Raw genomic sequence first — 21697 nt, forward strand, 5'->3', positions numbered from 1 at the left:
TCCCCTACCAAGAGGGGAGGCGCGCGCCATGTGGCCGGCGGGCACTCTGGCCACATGGCGCACGTGCCTGCCCGGCTCGTCGCAAAGCACCACATCGGCAATCCGCCCCCTTCGTGAGGAAGAATATGAGCGATACATCCGCAGTGTTCCTGAGTGAACAGGAAGTCATGATCCGCGACGCCGCCCGCAAGGTGGCTCAGGAAGTGGTCGCGCCGACTGCCGCCGAGCGCGACCGCACCGGCGCCTGGCCGCGTAACGAACTCAATGCCATCGCCGCACTCGGCTATCTCGGCCTGCACATCCCGGAAGAGTACGGCGGTGTCGGCATGGACTTCGTGGAGTACTGCCTCGTCATCGAGGAATTCGCCGCCGTCGACGCGGGCTTTGCCACCGTCCTGCACGTGCACAACTCCGTCGCCTTGTCGATCTTCCGCGAGGGTACGGAGGAGCAGAAACAACAATGGTTGCCTGCCATGATCCGCGGGGAAAGGATCGGCTGCTTCCTGTTGAGCGAACCGCACGCCGGTTCGGATACCGCGGCCTTCCGCACCTCGGCCCGCCGCGACGGCGATCACTATGTGCTCAATGGCAGCAAGCAGTTCATTTCCAACGGCGGCGAAGCGGGCGTGGCCATCGTGGTGAGCGTCACCAACAAGGACGCCGGCAAGAAGGGCGTCAGTCTGATCATGGTCGACCCCAGCGCCCCGGGTTACGTGGTTGCGCGCAATGAGGAAAAGATGGGGCAGCGCACGGCCAACCTGGCCGCGATCCAGTTGGAGAACTGCCGTGTGCCGGCGGGCAACCTGCTGGGCGCGGAAGGGACCGGCTACAAACACATCATTGCCAACCTGGACGAAGGCCGCGTGGCCATCGCCGCGCTGGCGACCGGCGTTGCCCGTGCCGCTCTGGAAGCCGCGGTGAAATACGCGAAGGAACGCGAAGCCTACGGCGCGCCCATCATCAATCTGCAGGGCGTGGCCTTCGATCTGGCCGACATGGCGACCCAGGTGGAAGTGTCGCACGTGTACATGCTGCATGCGGCGCGCCTGTGCCAGGCCGGAATCCGCTGCTCGAAGGAAGCCTCGGCAATCAAGCTGTTCGCCAGCGAGATGGCCGAGAAGGTCTGCTCCGACGCGCTGCAGATCCACGGCGGCTATGGCTACCTCAACGACTTCCCGGTCGAGCGCTATTACCGCGATGCCCGCGTGACCAAGATCTACGAAGGCACCAGCCACATCCAGAAGCTGATCATCGCGCGCAATCTGGGCTGAGCCCGGCACGCGCGCATTGGGAGAATCGCATGACCGACGCTTCGCTACGCCTTGAGAAGATCGGCAGGACCGCGCTGCTCACCCTGAACCGCCCGCAGCGCCGCAACGCGCTGGACGCCAGCCTGGCCCAGGCCTTGCTGGAGGGCGTCGAGGCGGTGCGGGCGGACAACTCGCTACGCTCGCTGGTGCTCACCGGCGCCGGTGGCTCCTTCTGTTCGGGGGCCGATCTCGCCGATGACGGCGCCCATGAGGACCCGGCGTTCTTCGGCCGTGACCTGGTGCTGAGCCACCAGCGCTGGCACAACGCCCTGGCGACACTGGAAATGCCGGTGATCGCCGCGGTGGACGGTGCCGCGGTGGGCGCGGGGTTCTCCCTGGCCCTGGCCGCCGACTTCGTCTTCATGACGCCGCGCGCCCGGCTGCTGCCGTCCTTCGTCGGCATCGGCCTGGTTCCCGACCTGTCGCTGCTGTACAGCCTGCCGCGCCTGGTGGGTCTGGCCAAGGCCAAGGAAATCCTCTTCTCGGCACGCCCGGTGGCGGCGCAGGAAGCGCTGGAGCTGGGCATCGCCCAGGCGATACTGCCCGAGGACAGCCTGCTGGAGTCTGCACTGGCCTATGCCCGGCAGTTCGACGAGGCACCGCGCAGGGCCTTGGGCTTGACCAAGACCCTGCTCAACCGCGCCTTCGAGACCGACCGCGAGGCCATGGCCCAGCTGGAAGCCGCAGCCCAGTCGCTGTGCGGCAACAGTCTCTACCATGCCGAGGCGGTGCGGCGCTTCCTTGGCAAGCAGGGGCCGGCCTACGCCGGGGCGGTACTGCCCGGCTAGCGCCGGTGCCTGCGGTACAAGGAGCCGGGTTTCCCAGGGAAACCCGGCTTTTGCCATTATTGCGCCACGTCGCCTGGGCGCCCATGCGGCCGGCGCCATGTCAGGATGGGGAAGATGCGGAGGCCGGGCGGCCGCCACCCCATCCTATTGGGGAGGGGCCGCCCATGGTGGGTATCCCTATGCTGGAGGCTCACTGGCGCAGGCCGGGTCTGGAACCCGCCGCGGGCGCCGCCAACGCAGAGATCGAGGAGAAGCAGATGGGGCAGAAAGTAGTGGTCGCCGGGGTTGGCATGATCCCGTTCGTCAAGCCGGGCCAGAACGAGAACTACGTGGCCATGGGCGAGCAGGCCGTGCGCCTGGCGCTGGCCGATGCCGGCGTCGGTTACGAGTCGATCCAGCAGGCCTACGCCAGCTACGTCTTCGGCGACTCCACCTCGGGCCAGCGCGTGCTCTACAACGTCGGCATGACCGGCATCCCGGTGATCAACGTCAACAACAACTGCGCCAGCGGTTCCACCGCGCTGTACCTGGCCAACCAGGCGATCTCCAGCGGTATGGTCGACATCGTCCTGGCCTTCGGCTTCGAGCAGATGGTGCCGGGCGCGATTCCCAGTTCCTTCGCCGACCGTCCGAGCCCGCTGGAGCTGTTCCTCGACCAGTGCGACGCGGCCATTCCGGGCGCCGCGCAGATTCCGGCGGCCCTGCGGATCTTCGGCAGCGCCGGCGTCGAGCACATGAAGCGCTTCGGCACGCCGCTGGAAACCTTCGCCAAGATCCGCGCCAAGGCCAGCCGTCACGCGGCGAACAACCCCAAGGCGGTGTTCCGCAAGGTGGTCAGCGTCGAGGACGTGATGGCTGACCAGGTGGTCTGGCCGGAAGTCATGACCCGCCTGATGGCCTGCCCGCCGACCTGCGGCGCGGCGGCAGCGGTGCTGTGCAGCGAAGCCTATGCGCGCAAGCATGGCCTCGACGGCAGCGTGTGGATCGCCGGCCAGGCGCTGACCACCGACGGCGCCGAGACCTTCCGTTCCGGCGACATGCGCGACGTGGCGGGTTACTCCATGTCCCGCGCTGCGGCGCAGAAGGCCTACGAGCAGGCCGGCCTCGGTGCCGAGGACGTCAACCTGGTGGAGCTGCACGACTGCTTCGCCCAGAACGAGCTGCTGACCTATGAATCCCTGGGCCTGTGCCCGGAAGGCGGTGCGCAGAAATTCGTCGATGATGGCGACAACACCTACGGCGGCCGTTACGTGGTCAACCCGTCCGGGGGCCTGCTGTCCAAGGGCCACCCGATCGGCGCCACCGGCCTTGCGCAGTGCACCGAACTGGTCCAGCAACTGCGTGGCCAGGCGGAACAGCGCCAGGTGGAAGGCGCCCGCGTGGCGCTGCAGCACAACATCGGTATCGGCGGTGCCTGTGTGGTCACCCTGTATCGCAAAGACTGACCGGAGGCGATGATGGATTTTCAACCTGATGCCAATCTGCAGGCCTTCCGCGAGGAGGTCCGGGCGTTCATCGCGTCGCGCGTTCCGAAGGAACTGACGGGGCTGCCGCGCTGCACGCGTTCACCCCGCGATCAAGTGCTGCGCTGGCAGAAGCTGCTCAGTGAACAGGGCTGGAGCGCTCCCTACTGGCCCAAGGAGCACGGCGGCAACGGCTGGACGGTGCAGCAGCAGCTGATCTTCGATGAAGAATGCGTCGCCCATGGCACGCCCACGCTCGATGGATTCGTGCACACCCTGCTAGGGCCGGTGTTGAATGTCTTTGCGACACAGGAGCAGCGTGACGAGCATCTGCCCGCGGTGTTCCGGGGTGAGCGCTTGTGGTGCCAGGGTTTTTCCGAGCCGGGTTCCGGATCGGACCTCGCGTCGCTGAAAACCCGCGCGGTGCGAGACGGCGATCATTACGTCGTCAACGGCCAGAAGATCTGGACCAGCTATGCCCACGAAGCCGACTGGATCTTCCTGTTGGTGCGCACGGATACCGAAGTGAAGAAACAGGCGGGAATCAGCTTCCTGCTGGTGGACATGAAATCCCCGGGCGTGAGCGTGCGGCCGATTCGCAGCATCGACGATGCCCATCACCTGAATGAAACCTTCTTCGATAACGTCCGGGTTCCCGTCACGAATCTGGTGGGTGCGGAGGGCCAGGGTTGGGCCATTACCAAGTTCCTGCTCAATAACGAACACGCCTTTGCGGCGGACTTGCCCGCGCTCCGGCGCTATATGCGCGAACTCCGTGAGTTCGCCAGCAAATTGCCGGTGGACGGCACGCCGCTGATCGAGCGCCCGGAGTTCGCCTTGAAGCTGGCACGGCTGGATGCGGAGCTGCAAGCGATCGGGATGCTGGTGCAGCGGGTTGCGCAGTTGGAGCAGCGACACGATCCCTCATCGCCGATTCTGGGGTCGATGCTCAAGATGCGCGGTACGGAGTTGCAGCAGCGCCTCACCGAGGCGCAGGTCGAGGCACTGGGCAGCTATGGCGCCGTCGCCTATGCGCATCCGCATGCCGAGGCGCCGGAGCGGCCGTACCCCCTGCAGCAACTGGCGCGCGGCATTGCCAACGACATGTTCTTCCGTCGCGCTTCCACTATTTACGGCGGCACCAGTGAGGTGCAGCGCGGCATCATCGTCAAGATGCTGTTCCAACTTTGATCAGGATGGGGTTATGGACTTCGTATTGAATTCTGAGCAGCAGCTCCTCCAGGACAGCGTTCGACGCTATATCGACAAGCAGTACAGCTTCGAGGCGCGCACCGCGCTGGTAAAGGCCGGGCGCAACGGCAGCGCCGACAACTGGGGCATCTTCGCAGCCAATGGCTGGCTGATGGCCGCGCTGCCCGAGGAGCATGGCGGGTTGGGTGGCTCGGTGCTGGACAGCGTGATCATCGCCCAGGAGCTGGGCCGCGGCCTGGTACTGGAACCCTTCCTCGGTTGCGCCGTGCTGGCCGCACAGACGCTGCTGGCCAGCGCCGCCGAGGAACAGAAGGCACGTTTGCTGCCGCAACTGGCCGACGGCAGCCTGCGCATCGCGCTGGCCTACGCCGAGCCGGCTTCCCGTGGCATGCCGGAGCCTGTGGGCCTGGTCGCCGAGCCCCAGGGCCAGGGTTACCGCCTGAGCGGGCGCAAGACCCTGGTGCTGGGTGCGGTGGATGCCTCGGCGTTCATCGTCTCGGCCAGCATCCCCGGCGTGCCGGGCATCAGCCTGCTGCTGGTGGACGGCGCCAGTGCCGGCCTGGGTCGCCAGGCGCTGCGCCTGCATGACGACACCTGGGTCGAAGAACTGACCTTCGATGGTGTGCAGGTCGGCGCCGAGGCGCTGCTGGGCCAGCCCGGCCAGGGCCTGCCAGCACTGCGCGTGGGCCTGGCCCAGGGCACCGTGGTGCTCTGCGCCGAGCTGATCGGGGCGATGGAAAAAACCATCGAAGTCACCGCCGAATACCTCAAGGTTCGCCAGCAGTTCGGCGTGGCCATCGGTAGCTTCCAGGCCCTGCAGCACCGCATGGCCGACATGGCCGCCGAACTGGAACTGGCCCGCTCGATGCTGCACGGGGCGCTGGCCTCGCTGGCCAACGACGACGAGGCGACCCGGCAGAAGACCCTGTCGGCCACGAAGATGCTGGTCTGCCGCGCCGCCAAGTTCGTCTGCGGCCAGGGCATCCAGCTGCACGGCGGCATCGGCATGACCGAGGAATACCTGGTCGGCCACTACTACAAGCGCGCGATCGTCGCCGACCTGCAACTGGGCAGCAGCGACCGCCACGAAGCCGCCTGCGCCGCCGCCCTGCAGGCGGAACTGCGTGGCTGACGCCCCCAATCCTTGCGAGTGAAAACAATGAAAAAGAGCTACGAAAGCATCGCGCAACTCAAGGCCCTGGTGGGCGAAGTCATCGGCAGCAGCGAGTGGCTGACCATCGACCAGGCGCGCATCAATACCTTTGCCGAGGCCACCGGCGACCACCAGTGGATTCACGTCGACCCCGAGCGCGCTGCCAAGGGGCCGTTCGGCAAGCCGATCGCCCATGGTTTCCTGACCCTCAGCCTGCTGCCGCCGCTGATGACCGACGCCTTCGAGATCCGCGACGTGAAGATGGGCGTCAACTACGGCCTGAACAAGGTGCGCTTCGTCCAGCCGGTGCCAGTGGACAGCCGCGTGCGCGGGCACTTCCGGGTGCAGGCGTGGGAGCCGCTGGAGGGCAACGGCGCGCAGATCACCTACGAAATGACCATCGAGATCGAGGGTGCGGCCAAGCCGGCCTGCGTCGCCGAAGCCATCCTGCGGGTGTTCGCCTGAGCCCCGTGGCCGGCGAACCGGAGTGCGAGAACCCATCATGAGTCAAGAACAACAACCCCGCGGCCCGCTGCACGGGCTGCGCATCCTGGAGATCGCCGGCCTGGGGCCGGCGCCGTTCTGCGGCATGCTGCTGGCCGACCTGGGCGCCGACGTGGTGCTGGTGGACCGCCAGCAGGCCGGTCCCGAGGACCTCGACCTGGAGCGCCACGCCGTGACCAACCGCGGCAAACGTTCCATCGCCGTGGACCTGAAGAGCCCAGAGGGCGTGGCCACCGTGCTGGACCTTGTGGCCAACTGCGACGCGCTGTTAGAAGGCATGCGCCCGGGCGTGATGGAACGCCTGGGTCTGGGCCCGGAGGTCTGCCTGCAACGCAACCCGGCGCTGGTCTACGGCCGCATGACCGGCTGGGGCCAGGAAGGGCCGCTGGCCCAGGCGGCCGGCCATGACCTCAACTACATCGCGCTCTCCGGCGCGCTGTGGTGGTCCGGGCAGCCGGGCGAGGCGCCGATGACGCCGCCCAGCCTGGTCGGCGACATCGGTGGCGGCGCGCTGTACCTGGCGGTGGGCATCCTCGCCGGGGTCATGAACGCCCGCGCCACCGGCCAGGGCCAGGTGGTGGACGCCGCCATCGTCGATGGCAGCGCGCACATGCTGAACCTGATGCTCGGCCTGAAGTCGGCCGGGCAGATGCACAACGAACGCGGCCGCAGCCTGCTGGACGGCCCGCACTGGTACCGGACCTATCGCTGCGCCGACGGCCACTTCATCTCCGTGGGGTCGGTGGAGCCGCGCTTCCACAAGCTGTTGCTGGAGAAGCTGGGCCTGGCTGACGATCCGCACTACGCCAACGCCTACGATCCGTCGCGCTGGGAGACGCTGCACCAGGGCTTCGCCGAACTGTTCGCCACCCGCACCCGCGACCAGTGGTGCGAGCTGCTCGAAGGCAGCGACGCCTGCTTCGCCCCGGTGCTGGACATCGACGAAGCCGCGCAGCACCCGCACATGACCGCGCGGGGCGTCTATTCGCGGGTCGACGGTGTGCTGCAGGCCAACCCGGCGCCGCGCTTCTCGGCGACCCCGGCGGCCGCACCGGGGCCCGTGCCGGTGCGCGGCGCGGCCGGCGAGGAGATTTTGCGCGACTGGAACCTGCGCTGAGCGGACCACCCAGGCGCGGCCGCAACGCCGCGCCCCACGCCGCCGGGCGGTGACTTCCGGCGGCGCTGAAACGCTTTAGGAGCGATGCATGGACAACAACAATACGACGACCTTGCTCCATCGATTCCTCCACTGGGAGGAGACCCTGCCCGACGCCGTCTACCTGAGCCAGCCGGTGGGTGAGGACGTATTCGACTACAGCTGGCGCGAAGTCGGCGACCAGGCCCGGCGCATGGCCGCCTACCTGCGCGGCCTGGACCTGCCGGCGGGCAGCGCCGTGGCCATCCTCGGCAAGAACAGCGCGCACTGGATAATGGCCGACCTGGCCATCTGGATGGCCGGCCACGTTTCGGTGCCGCTCTATCCGACCCTCAGCGTCGAATCCCTGGCCTATGTGCTGGATCACGCCAACGTGCGGCTGGCCTTCATCGGCCGCCTGGACGTCTGGGACGAGGGCCGCCAGGCCGCCGTCGCGGGAGTGCCGCAAGTTGCCCTGCCGCTGGCGCCGGCGCTGCAGGCGCCGAGCTGGGAAAAACTGGCCGCCAGCCACGCGCCCTTGCGCGAGCTGAGCCTGCCGCGTCCCGAGCAGCTCGCCACCATCATCTACACCTCCGGCACCACCGGCATGCCCAAGGGCGTGATGCACAGCTTCGGCAGCATGTACACCTACGCGCAGCTGGGCGGCGGCGACTTCTGCCAGCTGACGCCCGACGACAGCATGCTGTCCTACCTGCCCCTGGCGCACGCCGCCGAGCGTTCGTCGGTGGAGTCCAACTCGCTCTGCCACGGTGTGCGGGTGCTGTTCAACGAAAGCCTGGAGACCTTTGCCCGCGACCTCTGCCGGGCGCGGCCGACGGTGTTCATTTCCATGCCACGACTGTGGACCAAGTTCTACCAGAGCGTCTGCGCCAGGCTCGGCCACGAGCAGCGCGAGGCCCTGGCCGGCCCCGACGCGGGGCCGCTGAAGCGGCAGATCCTCGGCATGCTCGGCCTGGACCGCACGCGCATCGCCTTCACCGGTTCGGCGCCGCTGCCGGCGGAGATCGTCGACTGGTACCGCAACCTCGGCCTGGAGCTGCTGGAGGTCTACGGCATGTCGGAGAACTTCTGCTACTCGCATTACAGCCGGCCGGGCCAGGTGCGCCTGGGCTACGTCGGCCAGGCCCTGCCCGGGGTGGAGTGCCGGCTTTCGGCGGAAGGCGAAATCCTGGTGCGCAGCCGGACCCAGATGATGGGCTACTACCGCGACCCGGAACTCACCGCGCAGACCCTGACCGAGGACGGCTTCTTCCACACCGGCGACCGTGGCGAGCTGGACGAGCAGGGCCGGTTGCGGATCACCGGGCGGCTCAAGGAACTGTTCAAGACGAGCAAGGGCAAGTACGTCGCGCCCGGACCGGTGGAGAACCGCCTGGTCAACGACCTGGTGGAAGCCGCCTGCGTCACCGGCATGGGCCAGCCGCAGCCGTTCGCCTTGCTGCTGCTGTCACCCGACGGGCGTACGCGGCTGACCGATGACGCCGGGAGGGAGACCCTGCGCGGCGAGCTGTTGGCGCTGCTGGAGCAGGTCAACTCGAGCCTCGAAGCCCACGAGCAGCTGGACTATCTCGTGGTGGTCAAGGACGTCTGGACGGTCGACAACGGCTTCCTCACCCCGACGCTGAAGATCAAGCGCAGCGTCATCGAGGACCAGTACCAGCACCGCGCGGCCGCCTGGTTGGCGGCGGGCGAGCCGATCCTCTTCGAAGCGTCCTGAACGCCCCTCCCGGCCCCTCCGTAGATGGGGGGGAGGGCCCGGGGCGGGCCCGGTACTGTCGAGTCCATGCCCGGTGGCTGCCTCAAGCGCAGCGCCGGGCTCCGCGAGAAGGCCGCCACGTCGAGCGGTGGCGGTCACGACAGTACAAGGAGCAGGACCGATGAAAGTCAATTTGCCGAGCCAGGAACAGAAGCTGGCGGTGGAGAGTTTCCGCAAGTACCTGGAGGCGGAAGTCCGCCCCGTGGTGCGGGAGTTCCGCGACCAGCACATCCCCAAGGCGCGCATGCGCGAGATCACCCAGGGCATCGCCGAGTTCGGTCTGCCCGGGGTCAGCGTGGCGGAGGAACACGGCGGCCTCGGGCTGTCGCTGGTCACCGAGGCCATGCTGTTCGAGGAACTCTGCGCGGTGTCGGTGGATGTCGGCCTGTGCGTGATGATCAACAAGGGCATGGCGGTCACCCTGGCCGAGCTGCCCCCGTCGCAGGCGCACCTGCGCGAGCGCTACCTGGCCGACATCATGGCCGGACGGACCTTCGGCGGCTTCTGCATCAGCGAGCCGGACGTGGGCTCCAACGTCATCGACATCAAGGCCACCGGCAAGCGCGATGGCGACAGCTTCATCGTCAACGGCGAGAAGACCTGGATCTCCAACGGCCACTACTCGGACTTCCTGATCACCACCGTGCGCACCGGCCCCAACGAGCTGTCGCACATCCTGGTGGACCGGGAGGAGCACGGCTACCAGAGCGCCAACATCGACAAGATCGCCCTCAACGGCCAGTCCACCGCGCAGGTGTTCTTCGACCAGGTGCGGGTGCCGGCGCGCAACGTCGTGTGGGAGGAGGGCTCGGGCCTGAAGAACACCATGAAACTGTTCGAGAAGGCCCGCGCCAACGTCGGCATGCTCTCGGTGGGGCTGATGCGCGCGGCGCTGGAAGCGTCGATCCGCTATTCCCAGGAGCGCCACCAGTTCGGCAAGCCGATCGCCGCGCACCAGCTGGTGGCGGCCAAGATCGCGGAGATGGCGACCCTGCTCGATGCCGCGCGGCTGATGTGTTTCCGCGCCTTCTCGATGATGGATGAAGGGGTGCGGTGCGACGTACAGTCGTCGATGTCCAAGTGGTTCGCCACCGAGATGGCGGTGAAGGTGTGCCGCGACGCGGTGCAACTGCACGGCGGCAACGGCCTGACCAAGGAGTTCGACGTCGAGCGCCTGGCCCGCGAAGCCATCGTCATCCCGATTCCGGACGGCACCACCGAGATCCAGAAGCTGATGATCTCCCGTGCCCTGACCGGCATCTCGGCGTTCGTCTGAACGCCCCTGGCCGGCGCCGATCCGTCCTGTTGGGGAGGGGAGGCGTCGACCGCCGGGCGCCTATGCTCGACCCCGGCACGGCGCGCCGGCCGCAAGGCAAGCGGGCCACGGACCTACCAGAACTGAGGACAAGCACAGATGAGTCAGAAAGTCGTAGTCGCCGGCGTCGGCATGATCCCGTTCATGAAGCCGGGGCAGAACGAGACTTACGTGGCCATGGGCGAGCAGGCCGTGCGCCTGGCGCTGGCCGATGCCGGCGTCGGCTACGAGTCGATCCAGCAGGCCTACGCCAGCTACATCTACGGCGACTCCACCTCGGGCCAGCGGGCGCTCTACAACGTCGGCATGACCGGCATCCCGGTGATCAACGTCAACAACAACTGCGCCAGCGGTTCCACCGCGCTGTACCTGGCCAACCAGGCGATCGCCGGCGGCATGGCCGAGGTGGTGCTGGCGGTGGGCTTCGAGCAGATGAACCCCGGCGCGCTGGGCGACACCTTCCATGACCGCCCGTCACCGGCCGACCTGTTCCTGCGCCAGGCCGAGCGCGTACCCGAGGCCGCGGGGCTGCCCGCCGCGCTGCGCATCTTCGGCAGCGCCGGACTTGAGCACATGAAGCGCTTCGGCACGCCTCTGGAAACCTTCGCCAAGATTCGCGCCAAGGCCAGCCGCCACGCGGCGAACAACCCCAAGTCGGTATTCCGCAAGGTGGTGACCGCCGAGGACGTGCTGGCTGATCAGGTCCTCTGGCCCGGCGTGATGACCCGCCTGATGGCCTGCCCGCCGACCTGCGGCGCGGCGGCGGTGGTGCTGTGCAGCGAGGCCTACGCCAAGCGCCACGGCCTTGACGGCAGCGTGTGGATCGCCGGCCAGGCGCTGACCACCGACGGCCCGGAGACCTTCGGCGACGACCTGCGCAACATTGCCGGCTATTCCATGTCGCGGGCGGCTGCGCAGCAGGTCTACGAGCAGGCCGGCCTCGGCGCCGAGGACGTCAACCTGGTGGAGCTGCATGACTGCTTCGCCCATAACGAATTGCTGACCTACGAGGCCCTGGGCCTGTGCCCGGAAGGTGGCGCGCAGAAGTTCGTCGACGACGGCGACAACACCTACGGCGGCCGCTACGTGGTCAACCCGTCCGGCGGCCTGCTGTCCAAGGGCCACCCGATCGGCGCCACCGGCCTTGCGCAATGCACCGAGCTGGTCCAGCAGCTGCGCGGCCAGGCCGAACAGCGCCAGGTGGAAGGCGCGCGCGTGGCCTTGCAGCACAATATCGGCATCGGTGGTGCTTGCGTGGTCACCCTGTACCGCAACGACTGACGGGGGCCGTGATGGATCCAACCTGATGCCGGGCTCGAGGCGTTCCGTCAGGAGGTCCGCGACTTCCTGCCGGCGCGCACCGACACCGACGTGACGAAGCAGGTCGGTATCAGCTTCCTGCCGGTGCGCATGAAGAGCCCGGAAGTCAGCGTCGCCAAGGCGCCGTTCCGGCTCTAGACAACGCCTGCAAGCCCCGTTCGACCCGCGCTTGACGCCGCAGCCCGCAAGGGTTGCGGCGTTTTTGCGTGGGGGTTGGGCGGACGCCCGGCGGGCCCCTCCCACCCCCATGCCTATCGGGGGGGGCGAGGGGGCAGGGGGCTTGGATAAAACATCATCCAGGAGCCGGCCATTCCGGCTTGCGCGAGTCGACCGGGCGTCACGCTCCTTCGCCCGGTCGGCAGCCGCCGGCGCCGATCCCGTAGGCAGCGCGCGCCCCAGGGCGACGCTCAACCCCCCAAGACGAATAGGTGGAGACATGCAAAAACCGACAAGAACCCTGCTCGCGGCCGCCCTGCTGGTCGCCCATGCAGGCGTGCTCCATGCGGCGGTATCGGCGGAGGAGGCCAAGGCACTGGGCACTACCCTGACGCCGATCGGCGCCGAGAAGGCCGGCAACCAGGACGGCAGCATCCCGGCCTACAGCGGCGGTCTGACCACGCCGCCGGCCAGCTTCGACAAGGCTTCCGGCGTGCGCCCCGATCCCTTCGCCAACGAGAAGCCCGTGCTGTCGATCGACGCCAAGAACGTCGACAGCCACGCCGACAAGCTCACCGAGGGCGCCAAGGCGCTGATCAAGAAGCTGCCGGGCTACCGCATCGACGTGTACCCGACGCACCGCACCGTGGCCTATCCGCAGTTCGTCCTGGACAACAGCGTGAAGAACGCCACCCGCGCTTCCCTGGCCAGCGATGGCTACACGCCGCTGAACGCCGCCGGTGGGATTCCCTTCCCGATCCCGAAGAGCGGCGTAGAGGCGATGATCAACCACATCGCGCGCTACCAGGGGATTTCCTACGTCATTCCCAAATACCTGGCCTTCAACATCGACGCCGCCGGCAAGCGCGTGCTCTCGACTCAGGGTGTGTGGACCCTGGAAAGCCCGTTCTACGACGTTTCCCGCAACCCCGACCCGAGCATCTACACCCGCGCTCGCGCCAACTACACCGGCCCGGCTCGCCGTGTCGGCGAGGCGATCATGACCTTCGAGAGCATCGAAGGCCTGAAGGGCCGCCGCGCCTACCAGTACCTGCCCGGCCAGCGCCGCGTGCGCCTGGCCCCGGACCTGGCCTACGACACGCCCAACCCCAGCACCTCGGGCATGTCCACCGTGGACGACGTGAACTTGTTCAACGGCCGCATGGACCGCTACGACTGGAAGCTGGTGGGCAAGAAGGAGATGTACGTTCCCTACAACACCTACCGCTTCACCTACGCTGCCGACCCGGACAAGGTGTTCGGCGCCAAATTCATCAACCCCGACTACGTGCGCTGGGAACTGCACCGCGTCTGGGTGGTGGAGGCGACCCTCAAGCCCGGCGCGCGCCACATCTACGCCAAGCGTACCTTCTACCTCGACGAGGACAGCTGGGCAGTGCTCGCCGATGACCAGTACGACGGTCGCGGCCAATTGTGGCGCCCTGGCTTTGCCTATCTGGCGCCGCTTTACGACGTTCAGGCGATCAACTCCACCAATACCGGTCACTACGACCTGATCGCCGGCAGCTACTACATCAACCTGTGGCCGAGCGAAAACGGCCTGAAGGTCTCCGAGACCATGACCTCGGACAACCAGTGGACCCCCGACAGCCTCGCCGGCGCCGGTATCCGTTAAGACCTTTCGCGGTTGAGCAAAACACAACCGGGGCCCTTGGGCCCCGGTTTTCGTTTCAGCCAGAGAAAGAAGGAACCGGGCGGCAGGACGCCGCCCGGTGAACGGCTCAGAGGCTGCCGACCAGGTGGCCGCCGTCCACCGCCAGTACGCTGCCGGTCATGAAGGCGCCGGCCTGGCTCGCCAGCAGCAGGAAGGGACCTTCCAGCTCGGCCAATTGGCCGAGGCGGCGCAGCGGCACGGCGTCGTTGATGTAGGCCTGGCCCTTGGCGCTGTCGAAGAAGGCATCGTTCATCTCGGTCTTGAAGTAGCCCGGGGCGATGGCATTGACGCGAATCTCGTAGCGCGCCAGTTCCAGGGCCAGCGAGCGGGTCAGCTGGACCACCCCGGCCTTGGCCGCGCAGTAGTGGCTGTAGCCGGTACCCACGCGCAGGCCGAGGATCGAGGCGATGTTGACGATGCTCCCGGGCGCGCCGGCACGGACTAGGCGCTGGGCCGCGCACTGGGCAACGCGCCAGACGCCGTCGAGGTTGGTGGCGAGCATGGCGCGCCAGTCCTCCTCGCTGACCTCCAGTACGCGCTGGCCGTTGCCGATGCCGGCGTTGTTGAGTACCACATCGACCACGCCGAAGGCCTCCTCGGCGGCGTTGAAGGCCGCTTCCACACTGTCGCGGCAGGTGACGTCCAGGGGCACTGCGAGGGCGCTGCCGCCCTGGGCGGCAATGTCCTCGGCCAGGTGCGCCAGGCGCTCTACCCGCCGAGCGGCGAGCACCACCCGCGCGCCGGACTGTGCGGCGACTTTGGCCAGATGCGCGCCGATACCGCTGGACGCACCGGTGACCAGCACGGTTCGGCCGGCGAGGGAGAAGCGCTCGCTCATGGGAACACCTCGAACAGGCCGGCCGCGCCCATGCCGCCGCCGACGCACATGGTCACCACCACGTACTTCACACCGCGGCGCCGGCCCTCCAGCAGGGCGTGGCCGACCATGCGCGCACCGCTCATGCCGTAGGGGTGGCCGATGGCGATGGCGCCGCCGTTGACGTTGAGCCGGTCGTTGTCGATGCCCAGCTTGTCGCGGCAGTAGAGGACCTGGCAGGCGAACGCCTCGTTGAGCTCCCACAGGCCGATATCGTCCACCGTCAAACCGTGCTGCCGGAGCAGCCTGGGTACGGCCAGCACCGGGCCGATGCCCATTTCCTCTGGCGCCAGGCCCGCCACGGCGATGCCCCGGTAGGCGCCCAGCGGTTCGAGGTTGCGTTGTTCGGCCAGGCGGCCGTCCATCAGCACGCAGGCGCTGGCGCCGTCGGACAGCTGGCTGGCGTTGCCGGCGGTGATGCAGCCGCCCTCGATCACCGGCTTCAGGCCCTGCAGGTCGCCGAGCACCGTCTGCGGGCGATTGCCCTCGTCGAGCGACAGACTGACCTGCTCGTGGCGGGTAGCCCCGGTGGCCTTGTCCAGTACCTGGCGGGTGACGCTCACCGGGACGATCTCGTCGGCGAACAGGCCGGCGGCCTGTGCCGCGGCGGTGCGCTGCTGGGATTGGAGGGCATAGGCGTCCTGGGCGTCGCGGCTGATGCCGTAGCGCGCCGCCACCAGTTCCGCAGTGCGGAGCATGGGCATGTAGGCGCTGGGCGCCAGGCTCAGCACCTGCGCGTCGTGGTATTCGCCGACCCATTCCATGTGGCGGTTCTGCACCAGGCTGATGTGCTCCTGGCCGGCGCCGATGGCCACCTGCATGCCGTCGACCATGATCTGCTTGGCGGCGGTGGCCACTGCCATCAGCCCGGAGGCGCACTGGCGGTCGAGGGTCTGGCCGCTGACCGACTGCGGCAGGCCGGAGGCCAGCGCGCTCATGCGCCCGAGGTTCCAGCCGGCGGTGCCGGCAGGCATGGCGGTGCCCATCACCAGGTCCTCGACCTCGGCGGCCTCGATGCCGGCGCGTTCGACGGCGGCACGAATGGCGAAGGCGGCCATGCTGGGCGAGGTGGTGATGTTGAAGGCGCCACGAAACGCCTTGGCGATGGGCGTGCGGGCGGTGGAGAGGATGACGGCTTCTTTCATGGGATTTTCCTTGGGGCAGGTGCCGCCACCCGGAGGTGGCGGCGGGAAGGTCAGAAGGTTTCGATGCGGGTGCGCCCGGCGGCCACCAGGCGCTGCAGCAGCGGTGCCGGCTGGAACCAGCGCTGGCCGTGCTCGCCGAGGCTCGCCTGGTAGGCCAGGATGCCGGCGAGCACCTTGTCCAGGCCCAGTTGCTCGGCGTAGTGCAGCGGCCCGCCGAGGTGCGCGGGGAAGCCGTAGCCGTTGATCCACACCAGGTCGATGTCGCTGGCGCGCAGGGCGATGCCCTCGTCGAGCAACTGGATGCCTTCGTTGATCAGCATGAACAGGCAGCGGTCGTGGATTTCGCTGGCATCGATCGGGCGCCTGGGGATCCGTAGCTCGCCAGCCAGGCGCTCGGCCAGCGTCGTCACCTCCGGGTCGTCCAGGCGCTGGCGGCCTTCGTAGCGGAAGAAACCGGAGCCGGTCTTCTGCCCGTAGCGGCCCTGGGCGTAGAGTTCGTCGCCCAGGCGGCAGTAGCTGGGATCGTCGGCGAAGGCGGCGCGGTTGGCCTGGCGCACCAGGTAGTTCACGTCGATACCGGCGAGGTCGAGCATGCTCAGCACGCCCATGTTCAGGTCGATGCCGGTCAGCACCGCGTCCACCTGGGCTGGCGTGGCGCCTTCGAGCACCAGGCGCATGGCTTCGCGGGCATAGGGTTCGAGCATGCGGTTGCCGATGAAGCCGAAGCACACCCCGGAGACCACCGGCAGCTTGCCGATGCGACGGGCCAGCTTGAGGGTGGTGGCGAGCACCTGCGGTGTGGTCTCGCGGGCGCGCACCACTTCCAGCAGGCGCATGACGTTGGCCGGGCTGAAGAAGTGCAGGCCGATGACGTCCTGCGGGCGCCGGGTCACCGCGGCGATGGCGTCGACGTCGAGGCTGGAGGTGTTGGTGGCCAGGATGGCGCCCGGTTTGCACACCTCGTCGAGGGTGCGGAACACCTGCTGCTTGACCTCCAGCTTCTCGAACACCGCCTCGATCACCAGATCGGCGTTGGCGATGTCGGCATAGTCGAGCGTGCCCCGCAGCAGGCCCATGCGCTGCTCCAGTTGTTCCTGGCTCAGCTTGCCGCGCTGGACGCTGATCTCGTAGTTGCGCCGCACGTTGCCCAGGCCACGCTGCAGGGCGTCGGCCTGCTGCTCCAGCACGGTCACCGGGATGCCGGCGTTGGCGAAGTTCATGGCGATGCCGCCGCCCATGGTGCCGGCGCCGATCACCGCGACCTGGCGGATCGACCGCAGCTCGATGGCCGGGTCGATGCCGGGCACGCGGCCGGCTTCGCGCTCGGCGAAGAACACGTGGCGCAGCGCCTGCGACTGGCGGGAGGCCTCGGCCTGGCGGAACAGGTCCTGCTCGCGGACCAGGCCTTCATCCAGCGGCAGCACGCAGGCGGCTTCCAGGGCGGCCAGCACCAGGCGCGGGGCGAGGCGGCTTTTCCAGCGCGCCTCGTGCTCGGCGCGGTAGAAGGCGAAGAAGTCCTCCGGCAGCTCCGCTCCCGGGTTGGGGTAGGGCGCGGCGGGCTGCGCCGGGGCACCCCGCGTCAGCAGGTCACGGGCATAGCCGCAGGCCTGCTCCAACAGTTGCTCGGGACCGTCGGCCAGGCAGTCGAACAGGCCCAGCAGGTGCGCGCGCGAGGCGTCCAGCTGCTCGCCGGAGAGGATCATGTTCAACGCCGACTCGGCGCCGATCAGCCGCGGCAGGCGCTGGGTGCCGCCGGCTCCCGGCAGCAGCCCGAGGTTGATCTCCGGTAGGCCGATGCGCGCGCCGGGCTCGCCGATGCGGTAGCCGCAGGCCAGCGCCAGTTCCAGGCCGCCGCCGAGCGCGAGCTTGCCGACGGCGGCGATCAACGGCTTGTCGATGCGCGTCAGGCGCAGCAGCAGGCCGGGCAGGTCAGGGGCGGCGTGGGAGGCGGGGCTGCCGAATTCGCTGATGTCCGCGCCGGCGCTGAACAGGCCATTGGTGCCATGCAGCACGATGGCTCGCACCGCGGGGTCGGCGGCGGCGCGCTCGCAGGCTTCCAGCAGGGCCGCGCGCAGCGGCTGGCCGAGGGCGTTGACCGGCGGGCGGCTCAGACCGATCAGGGCCAGTTGGCCGTCCAGTCGGTAATGCACAAGGGGATTCATGATGTTTCCTCGTCGGGGTGGAGCGGGCGTCAGAACCAGCGGTCCTGCATGTCGTGGCTCAGGCGGTTGCCGTTTATGAGCAGGCGGGCCTGGGCCTCGATGGGCGCCAGTTCCCAGTCCATGAAGTAGCGCGCCGCCTGCAGCTTGCCGCGGTAGAAGTCGGCCTCGCCGCCGGCGGTTCCAACCTGCAGGGCGCGGCTGGCGATGACCGCCATGCGCAGCCACAACCAGCCGACCAGCACGCGACCGAACAGGTCGAGGTAGGCGGTGGCATTGGCCAGGCCGAGGTTGGCGTCGGCGGCGACCTGTTCGCGTAACGCGGCGGTTGCCTGTTCGAGCGGCTTCAGGGCGGCGGCCAGGGCGTGGGCCAGCGGGGCGCAGGTTGCATCGTCCCGCGCCGAGTCGATGCTCGCGTGCACCAGGGCGAGGAACTGCCGGTAGCCGGCGCCGTCGCGCTGCTCCAGCTTGCGGCCCAGCAGGTCCAGGCCGTGGATGCCTTCGGTGCCTTCGTGGATCGGGTTCAGGCGGTTGTCGCGGTAGTACTGTTCCAGCGGGTACTCGCGGATGTAGCCGGAGCCGCCCAGCACCTGGATGCCGATATCCGAGGCGATCACCCCGTAGCGCGAGGGGTAGGACTTGACCATCGGGATCAGCAGGTCGAGCAGGTCGGCGGCGGCCTGGCGCTCGTCGGCGTTTTCGGCGGTGTGGGCATCCTCGAACAGGCTGCTGGCGTACAGGCACAGCGCGAGGCTGCCCTCGGCGTAGACCTTCTGTTGCAGCAGCATGCGGCGCACGTCGACGTGCTCGACGATGCGCACCTGCGGGGCCAGCGGGTCCTTGGCGCCCGGCAGGCGGCCCTGGGGGCGCTCGCGGGCGTAGTCGAGGGCATGGATGAAACTCTGGTAGGCCAGCACCGAGGCGCCCAGGGCAACCCCGATGCGCGCCTCGTTCATCATCTGGAACATGTACGCCAGGCCCTTGTTCGGCTCGCCCACCAGGTAGCCGACGGCGCCGTCCCGTTCGCCGAAGTTGAGCACGGTCGAGGTGGTGTTGCGGTAGCCCATCTTGTGCAGCAGGCCGGCCAGGGCCACGTCGTTGCGCGTGCGGTCGTCGAGGAACTTGGGCACCAGGAACAGCGAGATGCCGCGGGTGCCGGCCGGCGCGCCCTCGATGCGGGCGAGGACCATGTGCACGATGTTCTCGGTCAGGTCGTGGTCGCCGCCGGAAATGAACATCTTCTGCCCGAACAACCGGAAGCTGCCATCGGCGGCAGGCCGTGCGCTGGTGCGCAGGTCGCCCAGCGCCGAGCCCTGGCCCGGCTCGGTCAGCGCCATGGTGCCGCTGAAGCGGCCGTCGAGCATGGCCGGCAGGAAGCGCTGGCGCAGGCTGTCGTCGGCGAAGCTCTTGACCAGGTTGGCTGCGCCGATGGTCAGGAAGGAGTAGGCGACGGTGGCGATGTTGGCGGCGTTGAAGTAGGCCATGCTGGCCCGCAGGATCACCTCGGGCAATTGCAGGCCGCCGTCGGCGCAGTCGTGGTGGGCGGCGAGGAAACCGGCCTCGGCGAAGGCGTTCCAGGCGCGCCGGGTTTCCGGGATCAGCCGGACCTTCTCGCCGTCGAAGGTCGGTTCCTGCTGGTCGCCTTTCTGGTTGTGCGGTGCGAAGTATTCGGCGGCGATGCCGCGCGCCGTCTGCAGGGTCGCATCGAAGACCGCCCGATCGTGTTCGGCGTAGCGCGGGCGTTGGAGCAGCGCGGTGGTGTCGAGCAGCTCGTAGAGCAGGAAGTCCAGCTCGCGTTCGTTGAGCAGTTGATCGGTCATGGGGGCCCTCGTTGGCAGGCGCGCGTGATGGCGGCCACGGGACCCGCGGCCGGGTTGGCGTCCAGTGAAACAGGAGAGCGGCAGGTGGCGTTCCCCCCTTTATGAGAGGGCGGCGGGATGGCCGGGCGTTCGCGGGGGCGGCAGGCCGGGCATGGCAGCGTGCGGGGCAGGGCGGTGCCGGCGCCCCCCTCCATTAGTGGGGACCCGGCGGGGCGAGTGCGTCGCTACCATCGACGGCGAGCGGTCCCGACGGCTCCATGGCCACAGGGGGCCGGCCTACGCACTTGCAGAGAACGAGCATGAAGACAATCGGAAAACGCCTGGCCGGGCTCGCCCTGGCGGCAACCCTGGCGGGCGCGGCGTCCTTCGCCCAGGCCGCCGACAAACCGAACATCCTGGTGATCTTCGGTGACGACATCGGCTACTTCAACCTGAGTGCCTACAACCAGGGGATGATGGGCTACGAGACGCCCAACATAGACCGCATCGCCAGGGAGGGTGCGCTGTTCACCCATGCCTATGGCGAGCAGTCCTGCACCGCCGGCCGCGCCGCCTTCGCCCTCGGCGAGCACCCGTTCCGCACCGGCCTGCTGACCATCGGCATGCCCGGCGACGAGCACGGCATCCCCGACTGGGCGCCGACCATCGGCGACGTGATGAAGCAGCAGGGCTACGCCACCGGGCAGTTCGGCAAGAACCACCTGGGCGACCGCGACAAGCACCTGCCGACCAACCACGGCTTCGACGAGTTCTTCGGCAACCTCTACCACATGAACGCCGAGGAAGAGCCCGAGACCTACTACTACCCGAAGGACCCGGAGTTCCGGAAGAAGTACGGGCCGCGCGGGGTGATCCACTCCTACGCGGACGGCAAGATCGAGGATACCGGCCCGCTGACCCGCAAGCGCATGGAGAGCATCGACGACGAATTCCTGCAGGCCGCGGAGAACTTCATCGACAAGTCGCACAAGGCCGACAAGCCGTTCTTCGTCTGGTTCAACAGCACCCGCATGCACGTCTGGACGCACCTGAAGAAGGAGTCCGAGGGCAAGACCGGCATCGGCCTGTATCCCGATGGCATGGTCGAGCATGACGCGCTGGTCGGGCAGTTGCTGAAGAAGCTGGATGATCTGGGCATCGCCGACAACACCATCGTCATCTACACCACCGACAACGGCGCCGAGAAGGTCAGTTGGCCGGACGGCGGCACCGCGCCGTTCCATGGCGAAAAGGGCAGCACCTTCGAAGGCGGACACCGTGTGCCCCTGCTGGTGAAGTGGCCGGGCGTGATCAAGCCGGGCAGCCACTTCAACAACATGATCGCCCACAACGACTGGATGCCGACCCTGGCCGCAGCGGCCGGCGACCCTGACCTGGTGGCGGAAATGGCCAAGGGCGGCGCGCTCAACGGCAAGCAGTTCCGCGTGCACCTGGACGGCTACAACTTCCTGCCGTTCTTCAAGGGCGAGACGCGGGACAGCCCGCGCGAGGAGTACTTCTACTTCTCGCAGAACGGCGAGCTCAACGCCGTGCGCTGGAAGGACTGGAAGGTCAGCTTCGCGAAGAATAACGGCAGCATCGCCTCCGGCAGCCGCAACGTCTCCAACTGGCCGGCCCTGACCAACCTCAAGGCCGACCCGTTCGAGTCCGCCGAGGAGGAGTCGAAGATGTTCACCCGCTGGATGGGCGACCAGATGTGGCTGTTCGTGCCGATCAAGGCCGAGCTGCAGAAGTTCATGGCGACCATTGCGCCATACCCGTTCCAGCCGGGCGTGAGCATGAACGCCGCGGGCATCAACTACCAGAGCCTGGAAGTGAAGCGGGCGCTGACGCAGCTGCAGAAGCTGTCCTCCTCGGCCGCTGGCAACTGAGCCGGCCATCCCCCCAG

The 21697-nt window shown here is 68.1% G+C and carries 16 protein-coding genes; 12 read left to right on the plus strand and 4 right to left on the minus strand.

Annotated elements, in window-relative coordinates; all coding sequences use genetic code 11:
• The first annotated feature begins 125 nt into the window (after positions 1-125).
• The 11 genes from O6P39_RS13015 (at position 126) to O6P39_RS13065 (ending at position 13769) form a co-directional block, all read left to right on the plus strand.
• Entirely contained in the window at positions 126-1271 is a 1146-nt protein-coding gene (locus tag O6P39_RS13015) for an acyl-CoA dehydrogenase family protein (protein ID WP_275611735.1), read from the plus strand.
• Positions 1272-1300: 29 nt separating this feature from the next.
• The gene (locus O6P39_RS13020) at positions 1301-2098 is read left to right on the plus strand and encodes an enoyl-CoA hydratase/isomerase family protein (protein WP_275611736.1); all 798 of its coding nucleotides are present in this window, start codon (positions 1301-1303) and stop codon (positions 2096-2098) included.
• A gap of 257 nt (positions 2099-2355) precedes the next feature.
• A complete protein-coding gene (locus tag O6P39_RS13025) occupies positions 2356-3543 on the plus strand; it encodes a lipid-transfer protein (RefSeq protein WP_275611944.1) in 1188 nt (395 codons plus the stop codon).
• A 12-nt stretch (positions 3544-3555) separates the two neighbouring features.
• Positions 3556-4752 carry an acyl-CoA dehydrogenase family protein gene (locus O6P39_RS13030; RefSeq protein WP_043099930.1) on the plus strand — a complete coding sequence of 399 codons (1197 nt, stop codon included), beginning with the start codon at positions 3556-3558 and terminating at the stop codon, positions 4750-4752.
• A 13-nt stretch (positions 4753-4765) separates the two neighbouring features.
• The gene (locus O6P39_RS13035; protein WP_275611737.1) at positions 4766-5905 is read left to right on the plus strand and encodes an acyl-CoA dehydrogenase family protein; all 1140 of its coding nucleotides are present in this window, start codon (positions 4766-4768) and stop codon (positions 5903-5905) included.
• Positions 5906-5932: 27 nt separating this feature from the next.
• A complete protein-coding gene (locus O6P39_RS13040) occupies positions 5933-6391 on the plus strand; it encodes a MaoC family dehydratase (RefSeq protein WP_275611738.1) in 459 nt (152 codons plus the stop codon).
• A 37-nt stretch (positions 6392-6428) separates the two neighbouring features.
• Positions 6429-7547 (plus strand): CaiB/BaiF CoA-transferase family protein, encoded by a 1119-nt coding sequence (locus O6P39_RS13045; protein ID WP_275611739.1) that lies wholly within the window; start codon positions 6429-6431, stop codon positions 7545-7547.
• An 88-nt stretch (positions 7548-7635) separates the two neighbouring features.
• Entirely contained in the window at positions 7636-9303 is a 1668-nt protein-coding gene (locus tag O6P39_RS13050; protein ID WP_275611740.1) for an AMP-binding protein, read from the plus strand.
• 160 nt (positions 9304-9463) lie between these two features.
• Positions 9464-10618 carry an acyl-CoA dehydrogenase family protein gene (locus tag O6P39_RS13055; protein ID WP_275611741.1) on the plus strand — a complete coding sequence of 385 codons (1155 nt, stop codon included), beginning with the start codon at positions 9464-9466 and terminating at the stop codon, positions 10616-10618.
• 138 nt (positions 10619-10756) lie between these two features.
• On the plus strand, positions 10757-11938 hold the full coding sequence (locus O6P39_RS13060; RefSeq protein ID WP_275611742.1) for a lipid-transfer protein: 1182 nt from the start codon (positions 10757-10759) through the stop codon (positions 11936-11938).
• Positions 11939-12413: 475 nt separating this feature from the next.
• On the plus strand, positions 12414-13769 hold the full coding sequence (locus O6P39_RS13065) for a DUF1329 domain-containing protein (RefSeq protein WP_275611743.1): 1356 nt from the start codon (positions 12414-12416) through the stop codon (positions 13767-13769).
• Between the two features lie 106 nt (positions 13770-13875).
• Here the strand turns inward: O6P39_RS13065 and O6P39_RS13070 are convergent, their stop codons facing one another.
• The 4 genes from O6P39_RS13070 to O6P39_RS13085 are packed head-to-tail and all read right to left on the minus strand — an operon-like array spanning position 13876 to position 19809.
• Positions 13876-14646: an SDR family NAD(P)-dependent oxidoreductase gene (locus O6P39_RS13070; protein ID WP_275611744.1), complete on the minus strand. Its 771-nt coding sequence runs from the start codon at positions 14644-14646 to the stop codon at positions 13876-13878.
• Positions 14643-15830, minus strand: a complete 1188-nt coding sequence (locus O6P39_RS13075) for an acetyl-CoA C-acyltransferase (RefSeq protein WP_275611745.1) — start codon at positions 15828-15830, stop codon at positions 14643-14645. Before O6P39_RS13075 ends, O6P39_RS13070 begins: the two co-directional genes overlap by 4 nt.
• 50 nt (positions 15831-15880) lie before the next feature.
• Entirely contained in the window at positions 15881-17992 is a 2112-nt protein-coding gene (locus O6P39_RS13080; protein ID WP_275611746.1) for a 3-hydroxyacyl-CoA dehydrogenase NAD-binding domain-containing protein, read from the minus strand.
• A 29-nt stretch (positions 17993-18021) separates the two neighbouring features.
• Entirely contained in the window at positions 18022-19809 is a 1788-nt protein-coding gene (locus O6P39_RS13085; protein WP_275611747.1) for an acyl-CoA dehydrogenase, read from the minus strand.
• A 299-nt stretch (positions 19810-20108) separates the two neighbouring features.
• On the opposite strand from O6P39_RS13085, the gene O6P39_RS13090 reads away from it, so the two are divergent.
• The gene (locus O6P39_RS13090; RefSeq protein ID WP_275611748.1) at positions 20109-21680 is read left to right on the plus strand and encodes an arylsulfatase; all 1572 of its coding nucleotides are present in this window, start codon (positions 20109-20111) and stop codon (positions 21678-21680) included.
• The last annotated feature ends 17 nt before the right edge of the window (positions 21681-21697 follow it).

This window comes from Pseudomonas sp. PSE14 (assembly GCF_029203285.1).
Taxonomy (GTDB): Bacteria; Pseudomonadota; Gammaproteobacteria; order Pseudomonadales; family Pseudomonadaceae; genus Pseudomonas.

Bases quoted from the DNA above. Each gene is read 5' to 3' on its own strand.
- O6P39_RS13015 (WP_275611735.1), top strand. From the start codon at position 126: ATGAGCGATACATCCGCAGTGTTCCTGAGTGAACAGGAAGTCATGATC.
- O6P39_RS13020 (WP_275611736.1), top strand. From the start codon at position 1,301: ATGACCGACGCTTCGCTACGCCTTGAGAAGATCGGCAGGACCGCGCTG.
- O6P39_RS13025 (WP_275611944.1), top strand. From the start codon at position 2,356: ATGGGGCAGAAAGTAGTGGTCGCCGGGGTTGGCATGATCCCGTTCGTC.
- O6P39_RS13030 (WP_043099930.1), top strand. From the start codon at position 3,556: ATGGATTTTCAACCTGATGCCAATCTGCAGGCCTTCCGCGAGGAGGTC.
- O6P39_RS13035 (WP_275611737.1), top strand. From the start codon at position 4,766: ATGGACTTCGTATTGAATTCTGAGCAGCAGCTCCTCCAGGACAGCGTT.
- O6P39_RS13040 (WP_275611738.1), top strand. From the start codon at position 5,933: ATGAAAAAGAGCTACGAAAGCATCGCGCAACTCAAGGCCCTGGTGGGC.
- O6P39_RS13045 (WP_275611739.1), top strand. From the start codon at position 6,429: ATGAGTCAAGAACAACAACCCCGCGGCCCGCTGCACGGGCTGCGCATC.
- O6P39_RS13050 (WP_275611740.1), top strand. From the start codon at position 7,636: ATGGACAACAACAATACGACGACCTTGCTCCATCGATTCCTCCACTGG.
- O6P39_RS13055 (WP_275611741.1), top strand. From the start codon at position 9,464: ATGAAAGTCAATTTGCCGAGCCAGGAACAGAAGCTGGCGGTGGAGAGT.
- O6P39_RS13060 (WP_275611742.1), top strand. From the start codon at position 10,757: ATGAGTCAGAAAGTCGTAGTCGCCGGCGTCGGCATGATCCCGTTCATG.
- O6P39_RS13065 (WP_275611743.1), top strand. From the start codon at position 12,414: ATGCAAAAACCGACAAGAACCCTGCTCGCGGCCGCCCTGCTGGTCGCC.
- O6P39_RS13070 (WP_275611744.1), bottom strand. From the start codon at position 14,646: ATGAGCGAGCGCTTCTCCCTCGCCGGCCGAACCGTGCTGGTCACCGGT.
- O6P39_RS13075 (WP_275611745.1), bottom strand. From the start codon at position 15,830: ATGAAAGAAGCCGTCATCCTCTCCACCGCCCGCACGCCCATCGCCAAG.
- O6P39_RS13080 (WP_275611746.1), bottom strand. From the start codon at position 17,992: ATGAATCCCCTTGTGCATTACCGACTGGACGGCCAACTGGCCCTGATC.
- O6P39_RS13085 (WP_275611747.1), bottom strand. From the start codon at position 19,809: ATGACCGATCAACTGCTCAACGAACGCGAGCTGGACTTCCTGCTCTAC.
- O6P39_RS13090 (WP_275611748.1), top strand. From the start codon at position 20,109: ATGAAGACAATCGGAAAACGCCTGGCCGGGCTCGCCCTGGCGGCAACC.